This is a genomic window from Sorangium sp. So ce1153 (genome assembly GCF_051521595.1).
GTDB lineage: Bacteria > Myxococcota_A > Polyangia > Polyangiales > Polyangiaceae > Sorangium.
Map to the genome: position 1 here is coordinate 1635053 of NZ_CP150361.1, position 25453 is coordinate 1660505.

11 protein-coding genes are annotated in these 25453 nt (G+C 69.4%); 3 read left to right on the top strand and 8 right to left on the bottom strand.

Features of this window, described 5'->3' with window-relative positions; genetic code table 11:
• Window positions 1–4 precede the first annotated feature (4 nt).
• Together WME85_RS05820 and WME85_RS05825 are read right to left on the bottom strand one after the other, a co-directional pair.
• Window positions 5–8167, bottom strand: a complete 8163-nt coding sequence (locus tag WME85_RS05820) for an SDR family NAD(P)-dependent oxidoreductase (RefSeq protein WP_437835910.1) — start codon at window positions 8165–8167, stop codon at window positions 5–7.
• 320 nt (window positions 8168–8487) lie between these two features.
• Window positions 8488–9774: a cytochrome P450 gene (locus WME85_RS05825; RefSeq protein ID WP_437835912.1), complete on the bottom strand. Its 1287-nt coding sequence runs from the start codon at window positions 9772–9774 to the stop codon at window positions 8488–8490.
• Window positions 9775–10480: 706 nt separating this feature from the next.
• Here WME85_RS05825 and WME85_RS05830 point away from each other — a divergent pair.
• On the top strand, window positions 10481–11851 hold the full coding sequence (locus tag WME85_RS05830) for a cell wall anchor protein (RefSeq protein ID WP_437835914.1): 1371 nt from the start codon (window positions 10481–10483) through the stop codon (window positions 11849–11851).
• 213 nt (window positions 11852–12064) lie between these two features.
• Here WME85_RS05830 and WME85_RS05835 read toward each other — a convergent pair whose 3' ends face one another.
• The 4 genes from WME85_RS05835 to WME85_RS05850 all read right to left on the bottom strand — a co-directional run bounded on the left by WME85_RS05835 (window position 12065) and on the right by WME85_RS05850 (window position 16948).
• Window positions 12065–12880, bottom strand: a complete 816-nt coding sequence (locus WME85_RS05835; protein ID WP_437835916.1) for a YbhB/YbcL family Raf kinase inhibitor-like protein — start codon at window positions 12878–12880, stop codon at window positions 12065–12067.
• 270 nt (window positions 12881–13150) lie between these two features.
• On the bottom strand, window positions 13151–13444 hold the full coding sequence (locus WME85_RS05840; protein ID WP_437835917.1) for a hypothetical protein: 294 nt from the start codon (window positions 13442–13444) through the stop codon (window positions 13151–13153).
• 543 nt (window positions 13445–13987) lie between these two features.
• A complete protein-coding gene (locus tag WME85_RS05845; protein WP_437835919.1) occupies window positions 13988–15568 on the bottom strand; it encodes a cellulose binding domain-containing protein in 1581 nt (526 codons plus the stop codon).
• A gap of 501 nt (window positions 15569–16069) precedes the next feature.
• Window positions 16070–16948, bottom strand: a complete 879-nt coding sequence (locus tag WME85_RS05850) for an NAD(P)H-dependent oxidoreductase (RefSeq protein ID WP_437835922.1) — start codon at window positions 16946–16948, stop codon at window positions 16070–16072.
• A 214-nt stretch (window positions 16949–17162) separates the two neighbouring features.
• Here WME85_RS05850 and WME85_RS05855 point away from each other — a divergent pair, with 214 nt between their 5' ends.
• Window positions 17163–17516 carry a winged helix-turn-helix transcriptional regulator gene (locus WME85_RS05855; protein ID WP_437308069.1) on the top strand — a complete coding sequence of 118 codons (354 nt, stop codon included), beginning with the start codon at window positions 17163–17165 and terminating at the stop codon, window positions 17514–17516.
• A gap of 172 nt (window positions 17517–17688) precedes the next feature.
• On the opposite strand, the gene WME85_RS05860 is transcribed toward WME85_RS05855, so the two are convergent.
• Window positions 17689–20682 carry a PEP/pyruvate-binding domain-containing protein gene (locus WME85_RS05860; protein ID WP_437835925.1) on the bottom strand — a complete coding sequence of 998 codons (2994 nt, stop codon included), beginning with the start codon at window positions 20680–20682 and terminating at the stop codon, window positions 17689–17691.
• Window positions 20683–20928: 246 nt separating this feature from the next.
• On the bottom strand, window positions 20929–24408 hold the full coding sequence (locus tag WME85_RS05865) for a PEP/pyruvate-binding domain-containing protein (protein ID WP_437835928.1): 3480 nt from the start codon (window positions 24406–24408) through the stop codon (window positions 20929–20931).
• 500 nt (window positions 24409–24908) lie between these two features.
• Here WME85_RS05865 and WME85_RS05870 point away from each other — a divergent pair, with 500 nt between their 5' ends.
• Window positions 24909–25367, top strand: a complete 459-nt coding sequence (locus WME85_RS05870; protein WP_437835931.1) for a MarR family winged helix-turn-helix transcriptional regulator — start codon at window positions 24909–24911, stop codon at window positions 25365–25367.
• Window positions 25368–25453 lie beyond the last annotated feature (86 nt).

The following is a 25453-nucleotide window of genomic DNA, read 5'->3' on the forward strand; positions in this document are numbered from 1 at the left end:
GTAGTCATGCCGGGGAATCCTTGTCGCTCATGAATTCTTCGTCGAACAGGCCCAAGAGCTCCTCGTCGGTCACCGAACGGAGCTTGTTGACCAAGCCAGCGTCGGCCGACTCGTCTCGAAGACGTGTCCACTTGCTCAGCATAGCCTGCATGCGCACGATGAGGTCCTCGCGCGTCGCCTCGTTCTCGTAGAGCTCGGAGAGGACCCTGTCGAGCTTGTCGAGCTCCGCGGGAGCGGGAGCGCTCTCTTCTTCGGGCAGGAGCTTATCGCCGAGCAGGTTCGCGAGCGCGCTCGGCGTGGGGTGGTCGAAGAGGAGAGTGGTTTGCAGGCGGAGTCCGGTGGCGGCACCGAGCCGGCTTCGCAGCTCGACGGCCATGAGGGAATCGAGCCCGAGCTCCCGGAGAGGGCGGTTGATATCGAGGGTGCTGGGTGAACGGATACCGAGGACGGTGGCGATTTCGGAGCGGACGAGGTCGAGCAGAGCGCGTTCGCGGTCCCCTGGGGACAAGGAGGCGAGGCGCTGCTCGAGCGAGGAGGCGCTGGGCGCGCTGGCGGCGAGGGGAGCGCTGCCGGCGCTGGGCGCGGCGGCGGCGAGGGGGCGTGAGGCCTTGGTGCCGGCGAGGCTTCGGAGCAGGGGAGGCGCGGCGTCGGGGCGTGCGGCGAGCGCGGCCAGGTCGAAGCGTGCGCAGACCAGGGCGGGGTCGGGCCGGAGGAGGGCGGCGTCGAAGAGGGAGAGCGCGTCGGCGGAGGGGAGCGGGAGCACACCTCCGCGTGCCATGCGTCGGAGGTCGGCGTCGGAGAGGTGAGCTGTCATGGCGGACCTCTCAGCCCAGTAGCCCCAGTCCAGAGCGAGGGCGTGGAGGCCACGAGCGCGTCGATGGTGGGCGAGGGCGTCGAGGAACGAGTTTGCAGCGGCGTAGTTGGCTTGGCCGGGGCCACCGAGCACGCCGGAGATGGAAGAGAAGAGGACGAAGGCGGCGAGGTCGAGGTCGAGCGTGAGGTGATGCAGGTTCCAGGCGGCGTCGACCTTTGCGCGCAGCACCGGGTGGAGGCGATCGGGGGTGAGCGAGGCGAGGACGCCGTCGTCGAGCGTGCCGGCGGCATGGATGACGGCGGTGAGGGGATGCTCGCGTGGGACGGAGGCCAGGAGGCGTTGGAGCGCGGAGCGGTCGGCGGCATCGCAGGCGGCGATGGTGACGCTCGCGCCGGCGCCCTCGAGCTCTCGCAGGAGAGCGTGGGCTCCCGGAGCGTCGAGGCCGTGCCGGGAGGCGAGGAGCAGGTGCCTCGTGCCGTGCTGTTGCACCAGGTGCCGTGCGACGAGGGCGCCGAGCGTGCCGGTACCGCCGGTGACGAGCACCGTCCCCTGCGGAGCCAGAGGGCGAGGAAGGGTGAGGACCAGCTTGCCGATATGCTGGGCCTGGGCGAGGGCGCGGAAGGCGTGGGGGGCAAGGCGGATGTCGTACGGCGTGATGGGCAGCGGGCGGAGCACGCCGCGCTCGAACAAGGCAGCGAGCTCGGCGAGCATCTGCTCGAGCCGGTCGGGTCCAGCGTGGATGAGGTCGAAGGCCTGATAGGTGACGCCCGGGTGATCGGCGGCGATGGTGCCGGGGTCTCGGAGATCGGTCTTTCCCATCTCGATGAAGCGGCCGCCGCGAGACAAGAGGCGCAGGGAGGCATCGACAAACTCCTGTGCCAGGGAGTTCAAGACGACGTCGACGCCGCGGCCGTGGGTGGAGCGGAGGAAGTGCAGCTCGAAGTCGAGGGAGCGGGAGGAGTCGAAGTGGTCCTGGTCGAAGCCGAGGGAGCGCAGGATGTTCCACTTGGCCGGACTGGCGGTGGCAAAGACCTCCGCGCCGAGATGGCGTGCGAGCTGCACGGCGGCCATGCCGACGCCGCCGGTGGCGGCGTGGATGAGGAGCTTCTGGCCGGGCTGGAGGCGTGCGAGATCGACCAGGCCGTAGTAGGCGGTGAGAAAGACGATGGGAGCGCTGGCGGCCTGGATGAAGGACCAGCCATCGGGAATTGGGATGACGACGCGGTGGTCGGTGACGGCGATGGGGCCGAAGCCGGCGTGGAGCAGGCCCATGACCCGGTCGCCCGGGGCCAGGCGGTCGACGCCGGGGCCGACCTCCAGCACGACGCCGGCGCCTTCGGCGCCCAGCGGCCCGGCGTCTCCCGGGTACATGCCGAGGGCGTCGAGGACATCGCGGAAGTTGAGACCCGCGGCGTGGACAGCGATACGGACTTGCCCGTGAGCGAGGGGGGCGATGGCGTCGTGGTGCGCGACCAGCGTCAGATTCTCGAGGGTGCCCTTGGTCGGAATGTCGAGGCGCCATGCCGGGCTGGGCGGAGGGACCAGCGCGCCCTGGGCGCCGGCGCGCGCGAGCCTTGGCAGGAGGAGCTTTCCGTGGCGGAGTGCGAGCTGAGCTTCGGAGGAGGCGAGGGCGAGGGGGAGGGCGCGCCGAGAGGAGTCGGCGTCATCGATGTCGAGAAGGAGGATGTGTCGGTCGGGGTTTTCGACTTGGGCGGAGCGGACCAGGCCCCAGAGGGCCGCGTGGGCAAGGTCGAGAACATCCTCGTCGGGGCGGGTGGCGACGGCGCGCTGGGTGAGCAGGACGAGGCGAGAGGAGGCGAGGCGCTCGTCGGCGAGCCATGCTTGCAGGAGCGCGAGCGCCTGGTCGGCGGCGTGGTGAGCGGCGGAGACGAGGTCTTCAGGCTGGGTGGTGGTTGGCGCCGGTTCGGCCTGGGTGGTGGTTGGCGCCGGGCAGCACGGGATGAGGACGAGGTCTGGCCGAGACGCGCCCTGTGCCAGGCTTGCAGTCACGGCCGAGAGGTCGGCGTAGCGCTCGAAGGCGAGCGGGCTGGATTCGAGCAGCGAGGTGGCAAGCTCGCTGGTGCCGACGAGAGCCCACCGCGCTGGATGCGGGGAAAGGGCGCTGGTGGGCAGCTCGGTCCAGTCGATGGCGAGGAGGGAATGGTCGCGAGCGAGGGCGCGCCGGAGCTGGTCGGCGGAGACGGGGCGAGTGACGAGGGCTTCGACGGAGCCGACGGGCTCGCCGGCAGCGTCGGCGAGCAGGAGCGAGCAAGAGGCCTCGCCCTCCCGGCGCTCGAGCCGTACGCGCAGCACCGAGGCGCCAACGGAGCGCAGGGAGACGCCGGCCCAGGAGAAGGGCATGACGGCGCCGCCGTCCTGTGCGACGAGCGCGTGAAGTGCGGCGTCGAGCAACGCGGGGTGCAGCGCGAAGCGGTGCGCCTCCGAGGCGGGAGCTTCGGGCAAGTGGACCTCCGCGAAGAGCTGCTGTCCTCGCCTCCAGAGGGCGCGGAGCCCCTGGAAGTCTGGGCCGTAATTGAATCCCATGCTGTCGAGGTGGTCGTAGAGGCCGTCGACGGGGAGCGGGACGGCGCCGGCGGGCGGCCATACCCGCAGGTCGAACGGAGCTTCCGGTGCGCGAGGGCCAAGGAGGCCGGTGGCATGGCGCGTCCAGGGGGCGTCGTGGGGAGCGTCTTCGGGTCGAGCGTGGAGGGCGAGCGAGCGACGTCCGCTGTCGTCGGGCGCACCGACCGAGAGCTGGACCAGGACGGCGTCCCTGGGGTGGAGCGGCAGGGGAGCTTCGAGGGTGAGCTCTTCGAGCCGGTCGAGGCCGAGGCGGTGGGCGGCGAGGAGGGCGAGCTCGACAAAGGCGGTGCCAGGCAAGATGACCGAGCCGAAGAGGGCGTGACCCGACAGCCACGGGTGCTCAGCGAGCGACAGGCGTCCGGTGAAGAGAAGGCCGTCGGTGTCGGCCAGGGCGACGGCGGCGCCCAGGAGCGGGTGCTTTGCGGGCGAAAGGCCCGCCGAGGCCACATCGGCGGGCTGAGCCCTGGGCGCCTCGAGCCAGAAGCGCTCGCGCTGGAAGGCATAGGTGGGCAGCGCGACGCGGCGCGGGGCGAAGGGAGCGAAGAAGGCAGCCCAGTCCACGGCGAGGCCGCGGGTGTACAGCTCGGCGAGCGAGAGGAGGAGCCGCGCCAGGCCACCCTCGTCGCGGCGAAGCGAGCCGACCACGACCGCGGGGAGTCCGGAGCTCTCGAGCGTCTCGTGCAGCGCCAGGGTCAGCACTGGATGGGGGCTGACCTCGACGAAGAAGCGATGTCCGTCGGAGAGCAGGCTCTGCGTCGCGTGCGCAAAGCGGACGGTCTGCCGTAGGTTTCGGTACCAGTAGGAGGCGTCGAGCTCGGTGCCATCGAGCTTCTCGCCGGTGACCGTCGAGTAGAGCGGGAGGCTTGACGCGCGAGGCACGATGCTCGCGAGCTCGCTCAGGAGCTCGTCCTCGACGGCGCCGACCTGCGCCGAGTGAGAGGCGTAATCGACGCGCACCTTCTTGGCGAACACGTCGGCCGCGGTGAGCTCGTGCAGCAACGCATCGATGGCCTCCGGATCGCCCGACACGAGGGAGGCCCGAGGGCTGTTGATCGCCGCGACGGAGAGTCGTTTTCCGAAGCGCTCGAGGTGCTCTTCGAGCTTGCGGCCGCCGAGCTCCACGGCGGCCATGGCCCCCCGGCCCGCGAGCCTGGTCAGCGCGCGGCTGCGCAGGGCCACCACCTTGGCGGCATCCTCGAGCGACAGCGCGCCAGCCACGCAGGCGGCGGCGATCTCCCCCTGACTATGGCCAACGACGGCATCGGGCACGACCCCCATGGACCGCCACAGCGCGGCCAGAGAAACGAGGACGGCGAAGAGCACGGGCTGCACCACGTCGACGCGGTCGAGGGAAGGGGCGCCCGCTTCGCTCCGGAGGACGGCGAGCAGCGACCAGTCGACATGAGGAGAAAGCGCCCGGGCGCAGGCCTCCAGGCGCTCGCGGAACACCTCCGACGTCTCGAGCAGGGAGAGCGCCATGCCCGTCCACTGCGAGCCCTGTCCTGGAAAGACGAAGACGACCTTCCCGCCGCCTTCGCGAGGGCCGAGGACGGTATCGGAAGCGGAGCGGCCTTGAGCCAGGGCGTCGAGCGCGTCGACGAGGGCTCGGCGGTCGTGAGCGACGAGGACGGCGCGATGCTCGAAGTGCGAGCGGGTGGTGGCCAGCGAGTAGCTGAGGTCCAGGAGCGAGACGTCGGGCTGGGCCGCGAGGTGCGCGAGCAGCCGCTCGGCCTGCCCGCGCAGCGCCGCCTCGGTCTTGGCCGACAGGACGAAGGGAAAGCCGGCTGCCGGCTCGTCGCCACCCTTCGCCGAGCAAGCGACACCGACGCGCTCGACGAGCTCGTGAGGTGCCTTGACGAAACCCTCCCTCAGCAGGTCGCGGATCCTCGGCTCGAATACACCCAGCTCCGCGCCCCCTCGCAGCGCCACACGCCAGTCCGGGTCCAAGCCTGCCTCGAAGAGCGCTGCGAGGCTCTCCAGCATACTTTCGCGCTCGTCCTCGCCCCGCCAGCAAGACGGAACGACCGCGGCCGACGCGCCCGCGGACTTCATCGTTTGCTCGATAGCCTTGCGCAATATCGGGTGCGGGCTCAGCTCCAAGAACACGGTGCCGTGTTGGCCGGCAGCCGCCCGGACGGCGTTGCTGAATAGCACCGGGCTTCGTAGGTTCGCCGCCCAGTATTCGGGGCCGCACTCCTCGCCCTGCAGCCAAGCGTCGTGAGTGGTCGAACGAAATGGAATGCTGGCCGCCCGAGGACGGATTCCTTGCAATCCCTGCCTTAGCGGCTCCAGGAGAGGCGTCATCATCTCGCTGTGCGATGCATAGTTGATCTTTACTCGATCATGCCTGATGCCCCGGCGAGAGAGCTCGCCCTCCGCTCTCTCGATGGCATCGAGGGGACCCGACAGCACGAGCGAAGCAGGGCTATTGAACGCAGCGACGCTCAGCCCAGGCACAAACTCCAGGAGCGACTCGGTGAGCACGTCCTCAGGGACCCCTATCGCGAGCATAGCGCCGCGCGCTGGAGCCGCCTCGTGTGTCAACCGTCCGCGCTCCGCGATCACAAGCAGAGCGTCCTCTCGTGAGAGTACACCCGCGATGCGAGCCGCCGCCACTTCCCCGAAACTGTGACCTATCACCGCGTCCGGCTTCACGCCCCACGAACGCCACAACGCAGCTAGCGCGACCTCGACGCTGAAGAGGACGATCTGCACCACATCGCCCTGATTCAGCCGCGAGCTGTCCGCGTCGGCGACCAGCTCGTCCACGAGCGACCAGCCCCGCAACCCCTTCACAACTCGGTCACAGGCCTCGATCTCTGCTCGGAATACCGGCTCTTGCAAGAGGAGCGACCGAGCCATTCCCAGCCACTGAGAGCCATGGCCAGGGCACACCCAGACTAGCCGCGGCCTGTCCTCCAGCGGTCGCATGGGCTCCTCGACTTCAGAGCTCACGGCGGATGCGAGCTGAGCAGCGAGCTCTCCCGGGCCACGTATCGTCATCGCTACGCGGTATTTCCCCTGGCTATGCTCGGCCAGCGCCCGGCACAGCGCCGCCTCCTGCTGCCAACCTCGCAGCTGTCCAGCTATCGGCGACAGAGCACGTATGCGCTCCTGCAGGCTCTCCGGAGTGTCAGCCCCGAGCGGGAGGACAAGCGTGCGACTCACTGGAGCGGCCTCGAGGACGATGTGACAATTCGTACCACCGAAGCCGAACGAGCTCACGCCCGCGCGAGCGGGTCGTGGATTCGTTGGAAAATCTTCGAGCTCCGTCTGCACTTTCAGGTGCAGCTGGTCGAATGCAATGTGCGGATTCGGCCGATCGAAATTCAGGCTCGCCGGCAGCTCCATATGCTGCAGAGACAGCGCCACTTTCATCAGACCGGCCACGCCTGCGGCCGGCTCGAGATGACCGATGTTTGTCTTCACTGATCCGATGCGAAGCGGGTGGTCATCCGAGCGATTGGATCCAACCACCGCTCCGAGGGCGCCCGCCTCGATCGGGTCGCCGAGTATCGTGCCCGGACCATGCGTCTCTATATAATGAATCGACCCAGGATCGATCCCAGCGTTGGCATACGCGTGCGCCAGCATCGCTTCCTGCGCTCTGGGATTGGGTGCTGTCAGCCCGTTCGAGAATCCGTCGTTGTTCGTCGCGCTCCCACGGATCAGGCAGTAGATACGATCCCCGTCTGCGATGGCACGACTGAGCGGCTTGAGAACCACGATGCCGCCGCCTTCTCCTCGCACGTATCCGTTCGCGTCGGCATCGAAGGACCGACATTGACCGGCAGGGTTCATCGCTCCGAACTTGGTCATGCCCACTGTACCGTGAGCCGACAGGATCAAATGAACGCCACCTGCGAGCGCCATGGTGCTCTCGCCTGTCCGAAGACTCTGGCACGCGAGGTGCACTGCCACGAGCGAGGAGGAGCACGCGGTGTTGACCGTGACGCTCGTGCCCTGGAGGCCGAGCTGGTAGCTCACCCGCGCTGCAATGATGGAGGTGTCTATGCCCGTCGCGGTGTGCTGATCGATCAGGGAGAGATTTCCAGAAGCTATCGTGGCATAGTCGCTGCCCATCGCGCCGACGAATACGCTCACCGCGCCGTCGCGCAGGCTCAGAGCAGCGATGCCATGGTCTTCGATCGCCTCCCACGCGAGCTCCAGTATGAGGCGTTGCTGCGGGTCCATCTGTCGGGCTTCTCGCGGCGAGATCCCGAAGAACGCAGCGTCGAATCGATCGACGTCGTCGATGAATCCCCCCCATCGCGTATTCATCTTTCCGGGGGTCGCCGAGTCCTCGTGGAAGAGCGAGTCGATGCTCCAGCGCTCACCGGGCACCTCCCGGATGCCGCGCCGGCCCTCCCGAAGCAGACTCCAGAACGCTGCCGGAGAAGCGATGCCTCCTGGCAGCCGGCAAGCGATGCCGACGATGGCGATGGGCTCGTTCGATGCGGTGGTGGCAACTTTGTCTCGGACGGCTGACGTCACGCGTTCATCCGAGCGCCGACGAACCGCCGATATCTCGGCAAGATGCTGCGCGAGCGCCGACGGTGTTGGATATTCCCAGGGCGTCGTGACAGGAAGCTGGCGATCAAGGTACTCCGACAGCTGCGTTACAAGCTCGGTGACTTGAGACGAGGCGAGACCAAGTTCGCGGAATCGCGCATTGAAGTCGATTGCTTCCTGGGAGACGTCGAGAAGACGACTCAGTGCCTCTCCAAGCCATGAACGGATCGACCCATGATCGCGAATTGCCGTTGTCATGTCACATAACTCCTGATGGTCGCGCTCGAAGAGGCCGGCGCATGTGTCGGGCTGCTGGGAGCGAGATGTCTGAGAGGGGGCGCTGCGCTCTGGATGGTGGTCACCCGTTCGGGTCGGGCCACGCTTCCGGCACCCCCGCCGCTTCGGTCATGTTCTCGTCAATGGCCTACCGGGTCACCCGCTCCGCGAGCTCCCGCAAATGCGCGCGCTGCTCCTTCGAGATCGCTCGAAGCTCTGGCAATAACGTCAGCTCCTGGAACGTCTTGGTCGCGCGCGCTTGCCCCGTGCTGCATCGACGGCCGCGGCGCTGCACATCCTGATCAGGCGAGCGCTATCGGCAGCTTGGCGAGCCCTCGAAACTGCAAGTTGTCCGTCCGCCACACGAGGCCCGGGGCCAGGGTCATCCGAGGAAACCGCGCAAACAGCCGCTCGAACGCCACTTCGCCCTGCAAGCGGGCGAGGCCGGCTCCCGTGCAGTAGTGGACGCCCTCGCCCAAGCCGAGGTGGTGAATATCTCCGCGCTCGAGCCTGAGTGAATCCGGATCCTCAAAGCGTGCAGGATCTCGGTTCGCAGAGCCACGGAGAAGGTAGACGATCGAATCGGCCGGAATCGTCGTTCCGTCGATCGTGACCTCCTCAGTCGTGAGCCGGTGCGTGAGCTGCACCGGGCCGTCGTACCGGAGCAGCTCGTCGATGGCGATGCGCCATGAGGTGCGCCCTTCACGTATCACATCCATCGAGGACGGGGTCCTCAGCAGTGCAAGCAGCCCATTCGCGAACATGTCCAGGGTCGTGAAATACGATGCGGCCTGCACCATCGTGAGCTGCGCGCAGAGCTCGTCCTCGCTCGCGAATTTTCCCTTCCCTTCGGCGTGAACGAGCCGTCCTATGAGGTCGTCCGTGGGACGCTTTCTTCGTTCTTGTACCATGTCGCGAAAGTAGTCGCGCATGGCGACGATCGACGCGGACGCCTCGCTCAGCCCACGCCGCGGATCCACGCTGCCGCCGATGAAGACTGTCATGTCCTGCGTCCACTTGTCGATCATGTCAAGATCCGAAGCAGGGACCCCGTAGAGCTGCAGCGGCGTCATCGCCGACACGGGGAACGCAAACGAACGAATGAATTCGACCTCGCCCCCGGCAGCCTCCATCGCGTCCAGCGCCGTATCAACGGTTCGCTCGATCTGTGGACGTAGTGCTTCGATGCTTCGTGGCGTAAATCCCTGGTTGATGACGTTGCGCAGCCTAGTGTGCACGGGCGGATCTACCATCTGTTGCCACAGCCGCATGATCCCCAAAAAGGGTTCGACGTCGTCAGGGGTAGCCTTCGGCAGCCGGCGCTGGATCAGTTTGTCCATTCTTCGCGAAGAAAATCGGTCGGTGTCGCGCAGGGCCCGGACGATGTCATTGTATCGGCTGACGATCCATACGTTCAGCTTCTTGTCGAAATAGACAGGGGCGCGTTCTCGAAGGGCTCGATACGTAGGGTACGGGTCCTCCAGAACGGACGGGTGACTCAGGTCGACGATGAGATCATGTGCCCCGCCGACGTCAGTGGCGGCAGCCACAGCGGCCTCAGGATCGTTCCCCCGCTCGACTCGTGACATGTAGCGCCTCCAGTATTGGCCGCGCGCCTCCGGCAACACGGGGGCCCGCGCCGTGCCAATGGCGTTTCCGCGTTGTTTTAATCAGCGGGCACCTAGTGCAACATGAGGTACCTGTTGGCCAGCTTACTGTCGCGTGTGTTTACGTCAAGGACAACTTTTGCCGGCGTCGCCCTGGGCGCCATTCGAGCGGAAATGGCGGGAAATTGCAGATTCAGGTCGACCCGGCCGCCCATTCCGCCAGCACCCGGCAACCCGTTCCGGAGCGCCCGGCCGCGCTCGGAGCGCAGCGACGGGATCCGGGTCCTACATGACCCACCTCTTGAAGCGAGAGGGACGCTGGGATGGTCACCCAACTCTACGGTGTTCTTCTCCCCGAGCCCTTTCTTCCTCCTGAATGCACGTTGAACCCGTCGATCTCCGCCGTGAGCGATCCTCGCCGCCTCTCCTCGAACCGGGCCCTGCCCGACCTTATTCTTCAAGCAGACGCCATCCGAAATAATCGCGTGGTGCTGTAAATTCAAGTTGAGGCTGCCGCCGAATCTCTGAAGGAAATTCACCTCCCGATGCTGGGCGTCGCTCGTCGCCGCCGCGTGCTCCTGGAGCCGCGCGCTCTCTTCGATGAAGATCCTCCTCGCTGGCCGTCGCGAGGCCGGCGGGCGTCGCGCAAGGCGATGTCCTGCTCGCGCGCATTGCGAATCGAGATCACGTGGAGGCGGTGATCGCGCCGCCGGCGGGATGGACGCTGCTCCGCTCGGATCAGAGCGCCTCCGCCATCAGGTCATGGGTCCTCTGGAAGGTGGCTTCCGGCGCGGAGCCCGCGAGCTACTCCTTTGGGTTCGACGTCTCTGCCTACCTGGTGGGGAGCATCGTGGCGTTCAGCGGCGTCGACACGGCGAACCCGATCGACGCGGTGAGCGGCCAGAAGAACGGAAACTCCGCGAGCCTGGCCGCGCCGCCGGTGACCACCACGGCGGCCAACGGGGTCGCGGTCTGGTTCGGCACGCAGATCTGGACGGGCGCGGCCTGCCCGGCGAGCCCGATCGTGCCGCCCTCGGGCTTCACCGAGCCCTTCGATACATGCCTCGTCTCGTCGTCGACGGGTCTCCTGTTCGACGCCGCATACGCGCAGCTCGGCGCCGCGGGCTCGCAGCCGGCGTGGAGCGGCACCTCGCCCTTCGCCAACACGAACACAGCGCAGGTCGTCACGTTGAGGCCCGCCGGCGGCCCGAGCTGCTCCGCGGGCGACACGTTCGCCGGCACCTATTCCACCCTGGGGAGCCTGACCTCGACCGACATCGTGGAGATCTCCGGGCTCGCCGCGAGCCGCGTCAACCCGGGCATCCTGTACGCGCACAGCGAGAACAACGCGAACTTCGTCGCCATCAACAAGACCAGCGCGGCGGTCGTCGGGAGCTACGTTGCCGGGGTGCTCCCCTGGGACTGGGAGGACGTCGCGACCGGCCCGTGCCCCGCGGGCAGCTGCATCTTCATGGGGGACATCGGCCGCATCAGCGGACACCCGCTGCCCTACCCGACGACCTTCGCCGTTTACCGCATGAGGGAGCCGAACATCGCCGCGGGTGAGACGAGCGTCACGGTGCGCGGCGAGAGGTTCCCTTTCCAGTACCCGGACACGCCGCAGAACGCCGAGGCGCTCATGGTACACCCGACGACGGGGGACATCTACGTCGTCACGAAGGACGGCACCGCGGGGCTCAGCAAGGTGTATAAGTTCCCCAAGCCGCTCCCTGCGCCCGACACGATGTCCACGCTGATCCACGTGGCGAACCTCCAGATGCCCCTCGGTCCGGACGGGGACTTCCGGTCGGTCACGGCCGGGACCATCCACCCGTGCGCCAACCGGTTCCTGCTGCGCACGTACCGGGCGGTCTACGAGTACCGAGCGCCGCTCGGGGGAAGCTTCGAGGCGGCCTTCACGGCGTCGCCCGTCGCGCTCACGGACACGAGCGAGGTGCAGGGCGAGTCCATCGAGTACGACGCCGACGGCTCCGGGTACTTCACGATGACCGAGAAAGAGGCCGCGCCGTACCCGCTCAAGCGCGTCGCTCGCCAGTAGCGCGAGCTGGCGCGACACACGACGAAGGCGGGCCTGCGACGTCGCACGAGCGAGAAGGTCGAGCTGGCGGCCACGCGACAGTGATCCCGATCCTCCCGCCCGGCGCCGAGAGACGCGCTCCCGCGCCCGGGCCCCGGAGGAGGGGCCCGGGGGGCGAGCTGCGCGATGAGGTGCTCGAGCGCGCGCTCTACGCGCGTCCCGCGTCGCTACCGCTCAGCGAGGCGGGGCCGCGTCCGACTTGCCGGTGAGCTTCGCCTTCGCGAGGTTGTCCGCCTCGAGCTTGGTCTCCGCGTCCTTCACCGCGGCCGTGCCGGTGGTCGGCATGATCGTCAGCGACTCCCCGGAAAGCGCGTAGATCGTGAACTCGTAGTTGTCGGTGTTGGCGTTCCCGCCGCCGAAATTGGGGCAGGGGCCGAGGAAGTTGCTGTTCTGCTGGGCGCCGATCGACGCCGCGTCCTTGAACGCCTCGGGCAGCGAGGTGACGTCGGCGGGAATGTTGTAGATGACCCAGTGATAGCCGTTCATGTTCGGCGGCGTCTTGGTCGTCAGGGTGGTGTCGATGAAGGTGATGGCGTAGCTCTTCGTGCCCGGAGGCCCCGCGGTCCAGTGGAGCTCGGGCAGGACGCTGCCGTTGAAGCCGGCGAGCGCGCAGGTGTACTTGTCGGCGAACTCGGCGCCCTCCACATGGTTGGGGCTCGTGAGGGTGAACTCACCGGAAGGCGCGCCGCCGCTGCCGGCGTCGCCCGTCGAGCCGCCCGCGCCGCCGCTGCCGGCGTCGCCCGTCGAGCCGCCCGCGCCGCCGCTCCCTGTCGTCGCCGTCGAGCTGCTCGTGGCGGCGCCGGTCGAGCTCGCGCTGCCGGTGCCGCTGCTGGTGGTGGTGGTCTGGGTTCCGCTGCTCGTCGCGGCGCCGCCGCCGCCGCTCCCCGACGAGTCGGTGTCGTCGCCGGAGCAGTTCAGCGCGGCGAGCGGCACGCCGAGGAGGGCGAGGACTCGAATGCTGCGGATGAGCCTGTACGTGATGGTATGCATTGCGTGACTATGCCACGTCCGCGCCGCAGTCAAAATGGCAGTCGCTTGTATCCATCAATAAATATCCGCACTTCTGCGGTAGATTTACTGGATCGGCGCGAGGCCTGTATCGATGATATTTGGGATACGTTCTTTGACGGGCACACGCCCCCTCTGCAGCAGCGCTGAAAATGCAGGCTGCAAGGTGAGGGCGGCCCTTCATGTGCGGACGAGCGTCACATGACGAAGCCTATCCCGAAGGGGGGTGGATTCCCGTGGTCCAGGCGGGCCTCACTTCCAGTTGATCTTGATCCAGTCCCTGAGCAGGCCCCGGCTCTCCACCGCGTACGCGTGGTCATTCGGTGCTTTGCGCTGGTTGGGCCCGCCCTGCCAGGGGTGATTGTCTCTGTCGTCCGGGCTGAGGACGGAGAGGGGCTCCCAGCCCTTCTCATTGAAGGTCCCGCCGAAGCCGGCCCAGGTCTGCGCCGTGGGGCCGTCGTCGACGGTCACGTCGGCCGTCCCGCTCGTCACTTCGGTCACGGCCCCCTCTTGCCAGCAGGCGTCTTTGCTCGAGGTGATCAGCACAGGTTCGTCCTCCGGTGGCGCTCCGCCCGTGGACCGCGAGCCGCCTGCCCCTTCCGCCGGAGCGCCGCCTGTGTCCGCCGAGCCGCCCGCGCCTGCCCCGCCCGTGCCCCGGCCGCGTGGCGTTCGTGAACCGCTTGTCTCGGGGCCATCGTCTTGACGCAGCAATCGGCGCGCTCTTCACGCGCCGTCAACATTCCCGAAGGGTCCGGTTCTGATCATCGCCAGGCGCAGCGAGCCAGACGTCGCGACCCGCGCGGCGTCACTGACGGTGTAATTATGTCGCGATCCCTCGAGCCGCCGGGCCCGCAGGCTGGCTGCGGGGTGAAGGCGGCCTGTCTCGGTGCATGGATGAGGTCTCGGTACCGCGTTGCTTTGCAGGAACGGCGGATCGCGCGGGGGGCCTTCGCCGCCGCGGAGGCGGGGCGGAGGGCTGGTCGCCGGTCGCGAGGAGGGGGCGGTGGGGCTCCCGGCCGGGTCTGGTGCCCGGCCGGGCCTGGACAGGACCGCGCGCGGTCCGTCAGAGGTATGGAGAGGAAGCGAGCGCTACGGCGACAGGGTGACCGAGCCCTCGTCGAGCGCGATCTCGTAGTAGCCGTGGTCGTTCCACTGGAGCGTGCGGCCGCCCTGCTTGAGCGTCCCGCCGTCCACCTTGACGCGCAGGTACTTGCCCGGCGGGAAGTGGGCCGGCAGCGTCCACCGCCACGTCCTGTCGCTGCCGGACGTCGTGGGCGAGACCGTCGAGAGCGCCTTCTGGGCGCGCCAGTAGGCGCCGACGTTGACCACGCTGTCGATCCACACGTCGCCGAGGTTCTTGGTGTGCTGGACGTGATCGAGGAAGGCCCGGAGCTGCACGGGCTGATAGGCGCCGTCGCTGCCGCCGGTGAAGCCGTGCACCAGGACGGTGCGCCACTTCCCCTGGGACCGCGCGCTCGTGATCTGGTCGTCGAACGCCGCCGTGGAGGCGCCGGTCGGGGGGATGAAGCAGGGCAGCGTGAACGGGTCGGTCGAGTCGTTCGGGCCGATCAGGGCGTTGGCCACGCCGCGGTTGATGAGGAAGCGCGACCGGGCGATGTTCGTGTACACCGACGAGCCGTTCGGGGCCGCCATCGTCCACACCTTGACGCCGAACCTGCTCTCGATGAACTGCGTCGCGGCGTCCGTGTCGGCGCCGCTGTCGTTGCTCGAGTGGCTCTTCGTGTGGTTGCCGAGCTCGTGTCCGTCCGCCACCGCCCGCTGCCACACCGCGTTGGTCGACTCGGTCTTGCCGGTCTGGAGGTAGAAGGTGAACGGCACGTCGAGCGCGTTCAGCGCGTCGTAGTTCTGGATCTGGCTCGAGTTGGAGTCGTCGAAGGTGTACGAGACGGCGCCGCGGAACCCCGCCCAGTTGAGCACGACCAGGTTCCCGGGCGCGCCGGACGGCCTGGGCACGCCACCGCCAGGCGGGACCGGGAGCCCCGAGTTGCTCGGGGTACCGCCACCGCCGCCGCCGGCGCCGCCGCCGCCGCCTGCGCCGCCGCTGCCGCCTGCGCCGCCGCTGCCGCCTGCGCCGCCGCTACCCCCGGCGCCGCCCGCGCCGGAGCTGGCCGAGGAGCTGCTGCTCGAGGAGCTGCTGCTCGAGGAACTGCTGCTCGAGGAACTGCTGCTCGAGGAGCTGCTGCTCGAGGAGCTGCTGCTGGAGCTCGACGAGGTCGAGCCCCCGTTGCCGTTGACGGACACGAGCGCAGGCCTCCCGGTGCCGTTCGCGCAGAAGCCCCAGCTCGTCGACCCTCCGCCGTTCAGCGTGCCGTTGTAGCCCTCGTTCGTGGCCACGAGGTTCCCGCCCGACGACGTGATGCGCGCGCCCCACGCGTTGCTCGTCGTGGAACCGTTGAGCGCGACGGTCACGCCCCAGGCGGTGGTGGTCCGGCTGGGGGAGGTCGTGTTCTTCACGGTCACGTTCGCGCAGTAGCCACTTCCCCACTGCGACTGCAACGTGAGCTCCGCCGACATCGTCGAGTCCGCGCTGCTGAGCTCGCCCTCCAGCGCTTCGATCTCGTCGTCCTCGCCGTAGGGGCCGCCGATGCAGGCGGCGAGGGAGCATGCGATCGCGACCGAGCCGTAGCTCAGCAAGCTGGTAAAACGCATATATTTCTCCTTGGAGCGGCAGGTGAGCCGCAAGGTAATTGGAAAGATGATCAAGTAAGAATGTTACGTTAGCGCTTCACGCGCGGAGCGGGTAGCCCGGCGCGTCCAGGGGGTATGCCCGAGAAACGTATCTTTGATCAAGAGCTGCGATGATTCAAGCCACCATGTATCCAAGGTTCGCACCGCAGCTGCTGTGGTCTCTCGATGTTACGAAACGACACAGGCAGCTTGATGTTACGAAACGACACACGCATCGCCGGCCCGAGGAATCCCATAGAATTGTTTCGAAAATTTACAGTGAGGCGGGGAGGCGGGGCGGTAAATCTTCATCAACTCCCCGTCTCCTCGCCTCCCTGTTCAATTTTTCCGCTGAAAAGGGCTGCAAACTGAGGTGATTCCTCGGAGCCCGACCCCTCCTGGGCTCGTCTCGTCAGGGCGCCGGCACCTCGAGCGACAAGGCGGAGCTCGTCCACGCGCGTCGCGTGCCCGCGCGCCGCGGGCTCAGGCGCGGGGCCGGATGTGGAGCCTGAACCCACTCGCGCCGCCGGCGCCAGCGTCGTCCGCGCGCGCCGCGCTGGCGCTGCGATCGCCGCCGTCCGCCCGCGGGCCGGTCGCGTCGCCGTCGCTCACGCCGGCCCATTCGAGGCCTGGCTTCAGCGTGAGCGCGGGGATGTCGTAGTCGCCGCCGTTCTGCTTGCGATAGGCGATCGGCTCGTCGGTCCACAGGTCGTCGAGCCGCCTGCCCAGCTCCTGCCGTATGCGCGCGAACCGCGCGTCATCCATCTTCTTGGCCCTGTAGACGACGAACGGCGGCAGCACGTCGAACCCCGGGTAGTGCAGGATGCCGTGCGTGATGGGGAAGAGCAGGTCGTCTATCGGCCCGTTGACGCCGCGCTCGCTGTAGTGCGACTCCCAGCCTCCGGTGGTCACGATGAGCAGGGCGCGCTTGCCCTGGAAGACGCCCTCGCCGAAGCGATCGCCCCAGCGGCGATCGGAGTGCTCGCCCACGCCGTACGCGAAGCCGTAGGCATAGACGCGCTCCACCCATCCCTTGAGGATCGCGGGCATCGAGTACCACCACAGGGGGAACTGGAAGATCACGGCGTCGGCCCAGCGGAGGTCGGCCTGCTGCGCGGCGACGTCCGGCGGCTGCGTGCCGGTGGTATAGGCCTGCTTCGAGTCGGCCTCGAGGTCGAGCGGACGGCCGCCGTCGCGCGCCGGGAAATCGCCCGCGTCGAGGGCGGGCTTCCAGCCCATCGCGTAGAGATCGGAGACGCGGACCTCGTGCCCGCTCCGGGTGAGCCGGTCGACGGTGAAGGACTTGAGCGAGCCGTTGAGCGATCGCGGCTCGGGGTGCGCGTAGACGATGAGGACGTTCATGGATCTTCGTTCTCCTGGCTTCGCGGGGCGAGGCCTGAGGCGAACGTGCGCCCTTCATGCTAACGTCGCAAGTACGCACAGGATTGGTACGTAGTATCAAAAAGGGAACCATTGGACGCGCGAGCGCCAGCGCGGCCGGCGGGTGAGGCGCGCAAGGCGTGATGAGGCGCGATGAAGCGCGAAGCGCGAGGCGAGGAAAGGGGAGCCGGGAGTCATGGCGACGTCGTCGGCGAGGCAGCGGGTCGAAGGGAAGAGCGGGTGCGCCGTGGAGTCGGCGCTGGCGGTGATCGGCGGGCGCTGGAAGGGCGTCGTGCTGTACTGGCTGTCGGCGCGGGCGCGGCCGCTGCGGTTCGGCGAGCTGCGACGGCTCTTGCCCAACTGCACGCAGCGCATGCTGACGCTGCAGCTTCGCGAGCTGGAGGAGGACGGCCTCGTCAAGCGCACGGTCTTCGCCGAGGTCCCGCCGCGCGTCGAGTACGAGCTCACGCCCTTCGGCAAGAGCCTCGAGCCGATCCTCCTCGGCCTGCGCGACTGGGGCGAACGCTACCGCCGCCGCTTGCCACCCTAGAGCGACAAACGGGTTGAAACCACGAGAAAAAGCAGAAATTTCACAGGGAGGCGGGGAGGCGGGGAGCGAGAAATGGCAAGAGGGAGAAATTGATTTTTTCTTCCTCCCCGCCTCCCCGCCTCCCCGCCTCCCTGTGAAATTTCTCCGGGTTTCAACGTGATCGATGTTCTAGCTAGTACTCGCGGCAGTCGCCGGGCGCCGCGAGCGCGCCGAAGCTGTAGGGGCGCGCCTGCTTGACCAGCAGCCGGCGCTCCGGGCCGATCAGCTTCCACTCGATCTGCATCGCATAGAGCCGGTTCTCGCCCTCCGGGTCCACCAGCGGCCGGTAGTGCGCGTGGATGGACTCGAGCGCGCAGCCGAGCCGCTGGATCTCCGGGAACGACAGCACGTCGCGGCCGCGCGACAGGCTCGAGCGCGCGTGGTAGTCCGCCTTGATCGTGCGGGGCGGCGGCGTGTACACGATCTCGTCGCTGGTCACGCCGGGCGCCGGGTTGGTGACCGACGCCTCCCCGATCTGCGCGTTGATGTAGTACTGGCTGTCGCGGGTCGCGTCGAGCGCGTTGCGGCTGATCGCCACGCCCTGCGCGCGCTCCGATTGCCACGCCTGGTGCACCAGCACGGCCATGGCCGCGCGCGCCTGCTCCACATGGCCGAACTCGCGCTCATCGTAGGCGCGCGTGTTCCAGAGGCTCGACCAGACCGTGCGCAGCGCGTCCTCGATCGAGCTCGACGAGGCCTCCAGATCACCGCTTGTCGACGTGTGCAGCCCCGCGCCGTTGAAGGTGGCGAGATCCTCTGTGTTGCTGCTGCTGCGCAGGCGCACGCGCTCCTTGCCGAAGCGCTGCTCGATCGCGCCCGTGATCTCGCGGAGAATCGCGGGGTCCACGGGGTGCTTCAGCATCCGCTCGCGCACCTGCGAGAGCCCCTCGGCGTGCGCGCGCGGATCGGCGCGGAACTCGGGGTCCTGCTCGAGCTCGGCCAGGAGCTCCGCCGCGCCGCTCGCCTGGAAGTGATCCATGTAGTGCGAGAAGGGGACCGCGAACGCCGCCGGCGGCACGTACAGCGGCAGCAGGTCGGGCGGGCAATACGGCCCCACGCCGCTCACGCGGTACAGCTCGGCCATGCCCGCCGCCTTGGAGCCGATGCTGCCGCTCCACGAATAGTCCGCGGCGTCGAGCGAGACGACCCCGCGCACGGAGACGTCGAGCGCCGGCGAGAGCCGCTCGCCCGTGGGCTTGCGCGCCTCCCAGTAAGCGTCCGCCTCCTGCGCGGTCGCCTCGCGGATGTCGAAATCGGCGGCGCGCACCTCGAGCCGCACCAGCTTGCCGAAGAGGCCCTCCAGGCGCGGGTTGTCACGCGCGCCGCGCAGGGCCATGTTCGGCGTGCCCCGACCGCGGGCCAGCACGTTCACGTGCGCCAGCGGCGTCTGGAACGCCTCGGTGATGAGGCCGCCCATGAACGCCGTCTCGTTCGGCACGTCGTCCGTCACGACGATCACGTTGGGGCCGAGCTCGGCCGTCTCCAGGTCGCGCGCCGGGACGAACGTCAGCGTGCCGAAGCCCTCCGCCGGGTTGAGCGGCTGGTAGGTGAGCCCCTTGTAAGGCGCGTTCGGCCCGACCATGGGCGCGCCCCCCTCGATCGCGCGCATCTCGGCGATCTGGCGCGCCTCCGTCGCGCGGATCGCCCAGGCCTGCGGGTCGGGCACCGCCTTCATCACGGCGAAGAAGGCGCGCCGCATCTGCTCGCCGACGATCTGGTCGCCCGGCGCGAACTCGACCGTCCTGGTGCCGTTGGTGTGCTCCACCAGCGTGCCGAGGAGGTAGCGGCGGCCCTCGGCGCGGTAATACTCCTTCTGGCTGAACAGCCCCCAGCCGACGTTGAACTCCGCGGCCTGCTCGGGGTCGCAGCGATCGAGGTGCGGCAGCCGCTCGATCTGCTCGCGGATGAACGTGTAGTGGAGCGCCCACGCGCGCGTGCTCAGGAGGTGCACCGTGTCGTTCGTCGCCATGTCGACCACGAACTTGACGCCGGCCTCGCCCACCTCGGTGCCGCCCCTGGCCAGCTCGGCGAAGTCGCCGGCCGTCTCCAGCCGGCGCGCGCGCCCGCTCGGGAGCGGGCGCCCCGGCAGCTCGGCGCAGCCCGTGTTCGGGACGCCGGGGCTCGCCGCGTCGCAGAAGCGCGGCATCCCGGTGGCGTCGGGCACGCGGGCCAGCGACGCGCCCTCCGGCCACGCCATGAAGTCGACGCGGTCGCTCGGCACCGGCCGGCCGGACTGCCACAGCGTGGCCACGCCCTCGAACTCCGGCGAGGCCTCGAGCGCGGCCGTGTCGCTCGCGCCCACCGGGACGCTCACGCGCTCCCCGGGTGCGAGCGTCATGCCGGCCTGCGGCCAGGCGAGCAGCGCGCCCGCGCCGGCGCTGGGCAGCCCTTGCCCGGGCGACAGCGCCGAGAGGCGCAGCGCGAAGTCGTCGAGCGTCACGGCCGCGCCGCTCGCGTTCAGCACCTCGACGAACCCCGCGGGCCGCAGGGCGAGCTCGGAGATGACCAGCGGCCCGGCGATGGCCGGGAACGGCTCGGGCCACGCGAACGGCGCGAAGCGGATGCTGTCGTCGAGGTTCGGCGGCTCCGGCGGCTCGCAGGTGTCGCCGTTCGGGCGCTCGGGCGTGGCGTAGCGGCAGATCGACAGCGCGCCCGTGCCGTCGGGCAGGCGCGCGTAGCTCTCGGAGCGGGGCAGCTCCGGCACCTCCACCGCGTCGGCGAGCGCGCACGACGCCGACCACAGCAGCACGCGCGCGCCCGAGTTCGAGAGCTTGAACGGCAGGTGCAGCGGGCCCTGGTCCGGGGCGTCGTCGGCCCAGAGCAGCACCGTGCGACCCGGCCCGAGCGCCAGCTTCGGCAGCCGCGTCGCCTTGCCGAGCTTGTCGCCCAGGTAGTACTGCCCGAGATCGACCGGGCGCTGGCCCATGTTGATCAGCTCGACGAAATCGTCCGTCTCGCCGCTCTCATCGACCCAGGCGCCGTCGTTGCCGGTCATCACCTCGTTGATGCGCAGGTCGTCGCTCGCGCCAGGCGCGCCGGCCGTCGAAGACGTGAAGTCGCAACTCGAAGGCTCCGGCGGAGGGTCGATTGTCTCGCCCGCGCAGCCGGCGCCCACAGCGACCGACAACAGGCCTGCGCACACACACGCCCCGCGCGAACGACGCGCGCGGCGATCGAACGATGATCTCGCCATCATACCGGCTCGGTCAGCATCCGACGTGCCACGCGGACCGGCGCCTGGCACAGCGCGGGAAGCTCATGGAGCTCGATGACTTGACCTCCTGGCGCAACCTGGCGTGCGCCGAGCTGTGCCAGCTCCCGCGCCGTCACCGCCAGGGGGCCTCGTGAAGCGAGGCGCATACGCCGGCTCGGCTCACGGGGAGGTCAAGCCTGCTCGAGCCTGCGCCAGCAGGGCAGTCGCTGCGCTCGTATCGATCGCTGGCAGGAGCTTCACCAGGCCCTCTGTGCCGTCGATCAGGATCTCCTGGCCATCGGCGATCCGCTCCGTCGCGCCAGACGCGCCCATGACCGCGGGGATCCCGTGCTCGCGCGCGACGATGGCCGCATGGGAGCTGGCGCCGCCCGTGTCGGTCACGACGCCCGCCGCGAGCGCGAAGAGCGGTGTCCACGAGGGGTTTGTGTAAGAGCAGACGAGGATCTCCCCCGGCCGCAGGCGATCGAACTGGTGCTCGCCGCGCACCAGCCTCGCCCTGGCGCGGACGATACCCGACGAGGCGCCGGTTCCCCGGAGCTCGTCGCCCGTCCCGCCCCCCTGAAGGCGCCGCTTCTGCCATCGGGCATTGACCACCTGGTACGTGGCTCGCCTCCGCCTGAGGAGCGCTTCGATCTCGTCCCTCGGGGGGGCTCGGCCCAGCAGCCATGCCTTGGCCTCCTGCTCGCTCAGCTGGAAGACATCGGTCGCGGTCGGCAGGAGCCCGCGATCGTGGAGGCGACGGCCGAGCTCCGCGACGAGGGCTTGCATGGCCGAGAGCGGGCGGGTCAGATCGAAATGGCTGTTCTCCCGGAAGACGATGGCGGCCCGGACGTGCTCGGTGAGGCTGCGGAAGGCGCGGGCGAGGCCGGGCGCCCAGCCGATCCGGCGCTCCACCTCCAGAAGGGCGGCCCCGTAGCGCTCGCGGCCGCCGTCTTCCGGATATTCGGCGAGGCGCATGAAGCCCCGGAGGAGGCACCAGACCGGCTCTGGATCGTTCTTCCACGTCGGCGCCGAGAGGTACGGGCCCACGCCTTCGCGATGTCCGTACTCGTCGAGGAAGGCGTCGACCGCCGCGAGGCAAGCTCGCCCCGCCTCGGTGGCGCGCAGATCCTCGGCGCGCCCGCTCCGGATGGCCTCGGCCACGTCCGGGCCGGCGCGCTCCGCCTGCTTTGCCACGTGAAAGAGCGCGCGATTCGCCTCCGAGGTCCTGGTGTGGATCCCGCCGAGCAGATCCGCGAGCAACGCGGGCGCGCGCGCCTTTCCCACGGCGAGGCGCGCGGCGAGGCCGAGCGCGGCGGTGCCCAGCATGAAGCCGGGGCCGCGCTCGAACCGCCGGCCCATGACGTCGCCATAGACCTCCGCGACCTGGTCCGTGCGCTCGATGAGCTCGGCGTCTCCCAGGCGGGTGCAGTCGACCGGCTGGGTCGCGGCGAGCAGCTGGCTCAAGGGCTCGCCGCTCCACCAGGCGCTCGAGTCCCTGTCGAAGCACGCCGCGAGCTTCGCTGGCGCCCCGAGGAGCCGGAGCGTGGGCCGGAGCTTCGGCAGGAGGAGCGTCTCTCGCCACACGTGCGCCGGCGGCTCCTGCGCGTCGGCCTCGGAGACGGCGAAGCCCATGTGGCGGAGCGCATGGATGAAGGCCCTGCGGTTGCTCTTGATGGCCCAGTGATCGAGCGGCCTCGGGGCGATGGGGAAGCGCTCGAGCGCTTCGTCCATCTTGTCCCCGGGGGCGGGCTCGATCGGCTCGAGCTCCGCGGCGCCCAGCGTCGTGATCGGCCGCGACTGGAGGAGGAAGATGCGGCCGGAGGCGACGGCGAACTCCACGTCTTGCGGGCAGCCGAAATGGGCTTCCAGCGAGAGGCCGAGGCGGCCCAGCTCGAGCAGCTCGGCGTCGCCGAGCGCCGGGCGCCCGGGGCTCTCCAGGTCCCTGTCGACGATCGCGAGGGCGCCTCGCTGGGCCGGTGCGCCTGCCTGTCGGCCGCCCCCACCGTGCGGCTCGCGGCGGATGCGGTACGTGTCGCCCCGTCGATGCCCCGACACGATGGCTTCTCCCAGGCCCGGCGCCGCGGAGAGGAGCATCCAGTCGGAGCGCTGCTTCACCGGATCGACGGTGAAGAGCACCCCCGCGGCGTCCGCGGGCACCATCCGCTGCACGACGACGGCGATCTCGACCGAGAGGTGCGAGATGCCCCTCGTGCGCCGGTAGTGCAGGGCTCTCGGGTTGTAGAGCGACGCCCAGCACCTCCGGACCGAGGCGAGCGCCTCGTCCTCGCTGGCCACGTCGAGGAACGTCTCCTGCTGGCCGGCGAACGACGCGTCGGCGAGGTCTTCCGCGGTCGCCGAGGAGCGGACCGCCACCCGGGCCGCGCCGAGCTCCCGGTACGCCGCGCGGACCGCGCCCTCGACGCTGGCCAGCATGGCGCCGCTCCGGAAGAGCTCTTCCGCCGCCGAGGCCGCTGCCTGGTCGTCACTGGCGGCGAGGTGCGCGCCCAGGCGCTCCGCGAGCCCCCACGCGCGCGCTTGCTCCGCGTAGGCCTTGGTGCTCACCACGAACCCGGGAGGGACGGGGAGCCCGAGGCGGATCATTTCCCCGAGGTTGGCGCCCTTGCCGCCCGCCGTGGAAAGGTCGGCCCGGGACAGCTCGCTCAGGCGGTGGACGATCGTTGCCGGCGACATCCTTCCTCTCCTCGCCAGGAGGGCGCCGATGGGGCCCGGGGAAACGCCGCCGTCGCCCGGATCGATGGCGGTCACCGCGCGGAGGCCCGCCTCCTCGAGCCAAGCGGTGATCGCGGCGGGGCTATGCACGCGCGCGCTCTCGGTGCGCAAGGCGAGGCCCAGGGCATAGAGGGCCCGCGCGCGCTCGCGCTCGGGTGTGCCGCCCGCGAGCGCGTCCACGACGAGGAGCGCGCCGCCGGGGGCGACCGCCGTCGCGAGCCTTGCGAGCAGCGCCCTGGCGCGCTCCGGCTGCTCCAGGCGGAGCACGTTGCCGATCACCACCAGATCGAAGCCGCCCGCGGGCAGCGGGACAGCGTGCATGTCGCCCGGGAGCGTCGCCACGCGATCGGCGAGGTTCAGCGACGCGGCCCGCGCCGTGAAGGCCTCCAGGACGGCAGGGAAATCCTGGCCGGTCACGCGAGCGTCCGGGAAGCGCTCGGCGATCGAGAGGCTCCAGACGCCGGCGCCGCACCCCACGTCGAGCACGCGCGCGGGCGCCACAGGGAGCTTCGAGGCGAGCACGCGCGCGACGGGCGCGACGAGCGTGGCCAGCCCGGAGACGGCGCCGCGGTAGCTCGCCTCGCGCTCGGCGGGCGCGCCGTCCATGCGCGCGATGGGCTGGCCGGTCCGGACGAAGGCCGGCACGTGGCTCCAGACGTTCTCGAAAGGAAGGCTGCCCAGCCGCTCACGGTGTCCGACGGGCTTCACCCGCGGGCTCGCCTCGAAGGCGTCCCCCTCGCGGCAGGCGACGTCGAGCGCCACGAGCGCCTCGAGCACCAGCTGGGTGGCGCGGCGGTCGAGGCCCAGCTCCTCGGCGTACGCCGCCGCCGGCCGCGGCCCCGACCGGAGCGCGCTCAGGAGCCCTGTCTCCTGGGCTGTCGAGATCACGTTGGCCGTCATGAACAGCTCTCTCAGCTCGTTATCCATCGATGTTCTCCGTGCTCGTTCGGCAGTCGTTCCTGGTCAAGCGAGCGCTCGCTCAGCAAAGCAAGACGCCGCGATGCGCTCATCGCGTCAGGCGCAGATCGCCCGTGCACCAACCCTCGACGTCGATCCCCCGCGCGCTTCACGGCGGGCTCGAGGCCGGCCCGGCGCTAGCTTACGTGTCCGTACACTCGAGGCCTCGACGGGCATGTCCGGCCGGGGGCGCCGGAGAAGACGACACGAAGGAGCCTCCGGCCAGCGCGCGGCGAGCTCCCTCGACAGGAGGCCTCCGCGCGCGGCCGGCGCGCACCTCGGCTTCGATGCCGGCGGTGAGCCGCCAGCGCGCGGACCGGGGCCGGCCAGGCTGGTCGAAGGCGCGGGGCAGGCCGTCGGTTCATGCGCGTCACGCGCGCCACGCGCGTGAGCGCACGCCGGACCTCAGCCGGCGAGGCCCGCGCCTTCCTCTTTTACATAGGACCCGATATAAATTAGATTAGGGACCTATGCAAGACGAAAAATCGTCGGATTCGTGGGCACCGGAGTCGTCGGCCTCGTTCTGGATCAACGCCACCTCGAAGTCGCTCCTGCGGATCCAGGACGGGCGCCTCCGCCCGCTCGGGTTCGGGATGAGGCAGATGCCCGTCTTGCACGCGCTCCAGGAAGGCGCATCGGTGTCGCAGAAGGAGCTCGCCAGGTTTGCCGGGGTGGAGCAGCCGACGATGGCGGAGATGCTGGCGCGGATGGAGCGCGACGGCGTGGTCCAGCGCGAGCCCAACCCGAAGGACGGGCGCGGGAGCCTGACCTCGCTCACGCGGAGAGCGCTCCTCCGGCTGCCGGAGGCGAAGGAGGCGCTCATCGAGGTGGAGCGCGAGGCGATGGCCGGCTTCAGCGCGGCGGAGAAGGAGCTGCTGCTGACGCTCTTGCTGCGCGTGGCGAGGAACCTCGGCCGCCTCGAACCGTGACGCTCCAGGCTGCCCGAGCGGGGGCTTCCGGCAGGCCGCCCAGATCGCAGCGGCGGCCGGGGCGGGGCCGGGCCTCCGCCAGCGGA